The sequence below is a fragment of the Nonomuraea lactucae genome (assembly GCF_003313395.1).
Lineage (GTDB): Bacteria > Actinomycetota > Actinomycetes > Streptosporangiales > Streptosporangiaceae > Nonomuraea > Nonomuraea lactucae.
In genome coordinates, this window is record NZ_QNFZ01000871.1 from 1 (window position 1) to 6,636 (window position 6,636).

Annotated in this window: 6 protein-coding genes and 1 pseudogene; 4 read left to right on the forward strand and 3 right to left on the reverse strand. The window is 69.1% G+C overall.

All coding sequences use genetic code 11. From position 1 onward, the window contains the following. Positions 1 to 232 (reverse strand): annotated as a pseudogene (locus DQW85_RS46125) (hypothetical protein); the annotation flags it as partial. A 178-nt stretch (positions 233 to 410) separates the two neighbouring features. Here DQW85_RS46125 and DQW85_RS30090 point away from each other — a divergent pair. From DQW85_RS30090 to DQW85_RS30100, 3 genes are read left to right on the forward strand one after another with little or no spacing between them, the layout of a single operon-like run. Further along, the gene (locus tag DQW85_RS30090; RefSeq protein ID WP_205315521.1) at positions 411 to 1,751 is read left to right on the forward strand and encodes an ABC transporter substrate-binding protein; all 1,341 of its coding nucleotides are present in this window, start codon (positions 411 to 413) and stop codon (positions 1,749 to 1,751) included. Beyond that, positions 1,752 to 2,720 (forward strand): carbohydrate ABC transporter permease, encoded by a 969-nt coding sequence (locus DQW85_RS30095; protein WP_113703202.1) that lies wholly within the window; start codon positions 1,752 to 1,754, stop codon positions 2,718 to 2,720. Continuing rightward, positions 2,717 to 3,538 (forward strand): carbohydrate ABC transporter permease, encoded by an 822-nt coding sequence (locus DQW85_RS30100; RefSeq protein ID WP_113703203.1) that lies wholly within the window; start codon positions 2,717 to 2,719, stop codon positions 3,536 to 3,538. The genes DQW85_RS30095 and DQW85_RS30100 overlap by 4 nt, the downstream gene beginning before the upstream one ends. 59 nt (positions 3,539 to 3,597) lie before the next feature. Here the strand turns inward: DQW85_RS30100 and DQW85_RS30105 are convergent, their stop codons facing one another. Together DQW85_RS30105 and DQW85_RS30110 are read right to left on the reverse strand one after the other, a co-directional pair. Beyond that, complete coding sequence (locus tag DQW85_RS30105; RefSeq protein WP_113703204.1) at positions 3,598 to 4,566, reverse strand: N-acetylglucosamine kinase; 969 nt, start codon at positions 4,564 to 4,566, stop codon at positions 3,598 to 3,600. Next, positions 4,563 to 5,828: a 6-phospho-beta-glucosidase gene (locus DQW85_RS30110; protein ID WP_113703205.1), complete on the reverse strand. Its 1,266-nt coding sequence runs from the start codon at positions 5,826 to 5,828 to the stop codon at positions 4,563 to 4,565. The genes DQW85_RS30105 and DQW85_RS30110 overlap by 4 nt, the downstream gene beginning before the upstream one ends. 177 nt (positions 5,829 to 6,005) lie before the next feature. Between DQW85_RS30110 and DQW85_RS30115 the strand changes: the two genes are divergently transcribed. After that, positions 6,006 to 6,636 (forward strand): discoidin domain-containing protein (locus DQW85_RS30115; protein WP_240197514.1); only part of this gene is annotated, 631 nt, incomplete at its 3' end.

A 6,636-nucleotide genomic window follows, 5' to 3' on the forward strand; every position in this document is an offset into this window, starting at 1 on the left:
CGTTCTGGGGGCGGTTGGTGTAGTACTGCCATTCCTCGTTGCCCCACTGCGGCTCGCCGCCGGTGTTGTGGACCCACCTGGCCGAACTCGGCCTGGTGCCCGCGGCACTGTCGAACTCGTCCTGCCAGGTCAGCTTCCAGGCGGCCGGCTTACCTGCCGCGTGCGCCGAGGCGGTGGCCGTGGCGGGAAGGGCCAGTGTGAGCGCGGTGAGAGCGAGCAGTGTTCGCTTCATTGCACCTCCATGGGTACGGCTTGGGGGGTTTGGGGGACCCTCTCACAGTGGTCCATAAGTGGTCAACCGATCTCGGCAAAATGGCCTATGCGCCCGCAGCCGCGCCCTTGACACCACGGGAAATGGCACCTCACACTGTGCTCCCAATGGTATAAGAGTGGTCAAATATCGAGGTCTCATGAAACTCTCCAGACCCGGCTTCACCGTCATGTTCGCCACCTTCCTCTCCACCGCCTTCCTGGCCGTCGCGTGCACGCCCGGCGGCGCCGACCGGGACGCTCCGGCGCCGGAGCAGAAGGGGCCGGTCACGATCACGTTCTGGCATCCGCTGAAGGACCCGAACGAGGTCAAGGCCGTGCAGGGCGTTCTCGACAAGTTCCACGCCGCGCACCCCGACATCACCGTCAAGCCGGTGCCCGCGCAGGACGCCGACAAGATCACGCAGTCGATCCGCGGCGGGAACCCGCCGGACGCGGCGCTGTCGTTCAACGCCAACAGTGTCGGCGCCTGGTGCTCCACCGGCGCCTTCCAGGACCTCGGACCATGGATCGAGCGGGACAAGGTCGATCTGGAACAGATCCCGGCCGCGGTCCGCGCCTACACCGAGTTCCGCGGCAAGCGCTGCACGATGCCGCTGCTCGCCGACACCTTCGCGCTGTACTACAACAAGAAGCTGCTGGCCCAGGCCGGCTATGACAAGCCGCCGAAGACCATGAGCGAGCTGGCCGAGATGACCAAGAGACTCACGAAGCGATCGGCCGACGGCGCGATCGAGGTAGCCGGTTTCGTGCCCTTCCTCGGCACCTACCAGTCGGTGGCCGAGCACTTCACGCCGAGTTTCGGCGCCAAGTGGCTCAAGCCCGACGGCACGGCCAACTTCGCCGAGGACGCGGCCTTCTCCGCGATGCTCAACTGGCAGAAGGGCCTGGTCGACTGGTTCGGGGCCGACAAGCTGACCAGGTTCCAGGCCGGGCTGGGCGACGAGTGGTCCGCGCAGCACGCGTTCGAGACCGGAAAGATCGCGATGATGGTCGACGGTGAGTGGCGCACCTCCTTCATCAAGAACAACGGCGGCAAGGTCGACTACGGCACCGCCCCGATGCCCGCGGCCGACGACCGGCCCGACCTGTACGGCGCCGGAGCCATCGGCGGCAACATCATCGGAGTGCCCAAGGGGGCCAAGCACGCCGAGGCGGGCTGGAAGCTGGTGAAGTTCCTGTCCACCGACACCGCCGCCCTCGTCAGCTTCGCCGACGCGCTGCACAACGTTCCCACCACGCTGGCCGCGCTGCGCTCACCTGATCTCAAGCTGGCCAAGGACCCGCTGTTCAAGCCGTTCCTCGACGTGTTCGCGCACCCGGCCAGCTCCTCGCTGCCGGCGACCGCGGACGGCGGCGCCTACCTCAACAACTTCGGCGAGTTCGCCGACAAGTGGCAGAAGGGCAAGGTGCCCGACCTGGCTGCGGGGCTCAAGGAGCTGGCCAGGCAGAACGACTCCGCACTGAAGCTGGGGTCGTAGATGGCAGTGGTCACGACGCGCGCCACCCACCGCCGGGCGGTGGCGCGCTCCCGGTGGCGCGGCCCCAAGGTCGCGCCCCTGTTCTTCCTGGCCCCCTGGCTGGCCGGGATCACGCTCTTCTTCGCCTACCCGCTGGCCATGACGGTCTACCTGTCGTTCACCAGCTACACGATGCTGGACCGGCCGGAGCCGGTCGGCCTGCGCAACTACGTCTACATGTTCACCGAGGACCCCAGGCTGTGGCAGGCCGTCGGCAACACCGGCTGGTTCATCGCCGTCATGGTGCCAGCCCAGGTGCTCTTCGCCCTCGGCGCCGCCCTGGTCCTCACCCGGATCAAGTCGGGGGCGGGGTTCTTCCGCACCGTGTTCTACCTGCCGTCGCTGGCGCCGCCGGTGGCCGCCACGGTCGCGTTCGTGTTCCTGTTCAACCCGGCCACCGGCCCGGTCAACCAGGTGCTCGCCGCCGTGGGCGTGGAGGGGCCGCTGTGGTTCTCCGACCCCGCCTGGGCCAAACCCGGCCTGGTGCTGCTGGCGCTGTGGGGCAGCGGCAACCTGATCGTCATCCTGCTGGCCGCGCTGCTCGACGTGCCCGCCGAACTGCACGAGGCCGCCGCCATCGACGGGGCGAGCAGCCGGCAGCGGTTCGTGCACGTGACGCTCCCGAGCATCGCGCCGGTCCTGCTGTTCGCCGTCGTCACCGGGGTGATCGGCGCGCTGCAGTACTTCACCCAGGCTGTGGTGGCCGGCTCGGTCGCGAGCGGCAGCGCCGACATCACGCCCTCCGCCCAGTCGCCCGGACCGCCGGAAGGCTCGACCCTCACCCTGCCGTACTGGCTGTTCGTCCAGGGCTTCCAGCGGTTCAACATGGGCTACGCGTGCGCCCTGGCCGTCATGCTCTTCCTGGTCTCCCTCGCCTTCATCGCGGTGCTGCTGCGCAGGCGTTCCGGGTTCGCGGGGAGTGCGGCATGAAGCGGACGCTCGTCTGGATCGCCCGTCACTGCATCGCCATCGCGCTGGCCGTGGCGTTCGTCCTGCCGATGGCGTTCATCGCGCTCACGGCCCTCATGCCCGACCAGCAGGCGATGACGTCCGCCCTGTGGCCGGCCTCGTGGGAATGGTCGAACCTGCTGACCGTCTTCGACCGGGCTCCGGTGCTGACGTGGCTGGTCAACACCGTCGTGTACGCCACGCTGGCCACCGCACTCACCCTGCTGTCATCGGTGCCGGCCGCGTACGCGCTCGCCCGCTACAGGTTCAGGGGCAGGAACGCCGCGCTGCTCCTCGTGGTGGCGATCATGCTGCTGCCGCCGCAGGTGCTGGTCATCCCCATGTACCTCGTCTGGGCCGACATGAAGCTCACGGGCACGATCTGGCCGCTGGTGCTGCCCATGCTCTTCGGCGACGCCTTCGCGATCTTCCTGCTGCGGCAGTTCCTGCTGACCATCCCGCAGGAGTACGCCAACGCGGCCCGCATCGACGGCTGCGGCGAGCTGCGGGTGCTGCTCAAGGTCATCCTGCCGTTGATGCGCCCGGCCATCGCGGCGGTCGGCCTGTTCACGTTCTTCTACGCCTGGAACGACTACTACGGCCCGCTGATCTACGTCAGCGAACGGCCTGAGAACTGGACGCTCTCACTCGGTCTGGCCTCGTTCAAGACCGTCCACGCCGTGCAGTGGAACCTCACGATGGCCGCCACCCTGATCGTCATGGCGCCGCTCATCATCACCTTCTTCCTCGCCCAGAAGGCCTTCATCGAGGGCGTCACCCTGACAGGGGTAAAGGGTTGACATGACGAGGGAAGCCCATGTGGGAGATCCCGCATGGGCTTCAGTCCAGGTCGGCCGGGTCACCACGTACGGCAGCCCGAGTGCAGGCGGCTCATGGCGGCCTCCGAGGCGCCCAGCTGTTCGAGGCCGAGCAGGGCGGCGCCCACGATGGGCGGCGTGTCGGCGACGATCAGTTCGGCCCTGGGAGCCCGCTCGGTGAAGCGCTGCTCGATCAGGCCGCCCAGCAAGGGGTCGCGGGCCGTCAGCACTCCCCCGCCCAGGATGACCTCGACGGGCGTGTCGAGGAGCCTCAGCCGGTCCAGGGCGACCACGGCCATCGTGGTGACCTCGTCGGCCAGCCGCACCACGATGGAACGCGCCACCGGGTCGCGCGCCGTGGCCACCGACAGCAGCACCGGGACCAGGTCGAGCAGTACGGCGTGGGACAGGTCGCCGAAGTGGACGCCGAGGACGACCTCTTCGACGGTGCGGGCGCCGAAGTGGTCGCACACGGCGCGTGCCAGCGCGGTCGCCGGGCCCCGGCCGTCCTCGGCGCGTACGGCATGCCACAGCGTCTCCTCGCCGAGCCCGAGCCCGCCGCCCCAGTCGCCGCTCAGCCTGCCCAAGGCGGGAAATCTCGCCACCTCACCGGTAGGTGAGACGCCGACGGCGTTCATTCCGGCACCGCACACCACGGCCACGCCCCATGGCTTCGACGTGCCCGCGCGCAGCAGCGCGAAGGTGTCGTTGCCCACCACCGCGTCCCGCCCGTAGCGGCGGGCGAGCAGCTCATCGCGCAACGCGTCCTCCTCCACGGGGAGGTCGGCGCCGGCCAGGTAGGCGGCGACATGGTCCGCGTACGGCGGGGCCGCGGCGGAGCCCAGTGCGCCGCGCACGACGTCGCGGACCACGTCCAGCGCGACGTGCATTCCCGTGGTCTGCGGCCGGAAGCCCGCGCCCCGGCCGGTGGCCAGGACGGAACCGTCCTCGCTCACCAGCGCGACATCGGTCTTGCTGTTGCCGCCGTCGATGGCCAGGACGGTTCTCACCCGTACACCCGCGCCCAGGGGAGATGGCCGCGGTTGGCATCGACCAGCAGGTCGGCGAGGTCCCGCGACAGGTGGTACTGGCCGATCAGGGGGTGGGCCAGCAGGGCGTCGGCCACGCGATCGGCGCCGCCGTGGAGCGCTGCCTCCAGCGCGAGGGCCTCGTAGGCCGAGACGTGCGCGATGAGACCGGCGAACATCGGCTCCACGGGGTCCACGGGCAGCGGCACGGCACCGCCGGCGGTGACGGTGGCCGGCACCTCGATGACGGCGTCGTCGGCCAGGAACGGCAGGGCGCCGCCGTTGCGCACGTTGACCACCTGGACCTCGTCCCGGTCACCGAGCAGGGAGGTGATCAACGCGACCGCCGCCTCGGAGTAGTAGGCGCCGCCGCGCTGGTCCAGCAGCTCGGGCTTGGTGGTCACCGACGGGTCGGCGTACATCTCCAGCAGAGCCGACTCCATCTCGGCCACCTCGGCCGCGCGCGACGGCTTGGTCCTCTGCTCCTCCACCACCAGGTCGTGAGCGTAGAAGAAACGCAGGTAGTAGGAGGGCACCACGCCCAGACGGCGCAGCAGGCCGGCGGGCACGCCGAGGGGGCCGGCGAGCTGCTCGCCGTGCTCGGCGAGCAGCCGTGGCAGCACGTCGCGCCCGTCCAGGTGGACCGACCGCTCCCAGGTCAGGTGGTTGAGCCCGACGTGCCCCAGGGTGAGCCGCGTGGGCGGGACGCCCAGCAGGGCGGCGAAGCGGCGCTGGAAGCCGATGGCCACGTTGCACAGGCCGATGGCCCGGTGCCCCGCGTCCAGCAGCGCCTTGGTCACGATGCCGACCGGGTTGGTGAAGTTCACGATCCACGCCTCGGGCGCGGACCGGCGGATCGTCTCGGCGATGTCGAGCACCACGGGCACCGTGCGCAGCGCCTTCGCCAGGCCACCGGCTCCGGTGGTCTCCTGGCCGACGCAGCCGCATTCGAGCGGGAAGGTCTCGTCCACGTTGCGCGCGGCCTGGCCACCGACCCGCAGCTGCAGCAGCACCGCCTGGGCTCCGGCCACGCCCCCGTCAAGCGAGGCGGTGGCCTCGACGGTGGCCGGATGTCCAGCGTGGGCGAGCATCCGGCGGGCCATGTCGCCCACCAGGCCCAGCCGCTCGGCATCGGGATCGATCAAGGTGATCTCGGTGAGCGGCAACGCGTCACGCAGCCGTATGAACCCGTCGATCAGCTCGGGTGTGTACGTCGAGCCGCCCCCGACGATAGCAAGTTTCAACCTTTGCTCCTGTCAACGCGGTCTCGATATTGACCACTCTTATACCATTGAATCCATAGTCTGAGGTGGGGATTTCGGCGATGTCAAGACAGTTAAGGGGAGTTGCTGGATTCTGGTTGACCACTTATGAACCACTGTGGGAGGGTCACCGGCAACCCCCCGACCCCTGGAGGAAGCATGAAGCGAACGTCGGCGACCCTCACCGCACTGCTCGCGACGGCGTTGACAGTCCCCACCGCGCTCACGGTCCCGGCGCATGCGGCCGACACCCTGCTGTCGAGCGGCAAGCCCGTCACCGTCTCGTCGATCGAGGGGGCCTCCAACGGCGGCGCCCTGGCCGTGGACGGCGACCTGTCCACCCGCTGGGCCAGTGTCGAAGGGCACGATCCCGAATCGATCACCATCGACCTGGGCGCGACCACCACGCTCTCCCGTGTGGTCCTGAAGTGGGAGACCGCCTACGGCAAGGCGTACAAGATCGAACTCTCTAACGACAAGCAGACTTGGACCCCCGCCTACAGCACGACCACCGGCAACGGCGCGACCGACGACCTGGCCATCAGCGGTAGCGGCCGTTATGTTCGGATGACCGGCACGCGGCGGGGCACCGAGTGGGGATACTCCCTGTGGGAATTCGAAGTGTATGGCGCAGCACAGCAGTCGTCCACGTGGAATCTGGCCTGGCAGGACGAGTTCGACAGTGCCGCGGGCACCAGGCCGAGTTCGGCCAAGTGGGTCCACAACACCGGCGGCGAGCCGCAGTGGGGCAACGAGGAATGGCAGTACTACACCAACCGCCCCCAGAACG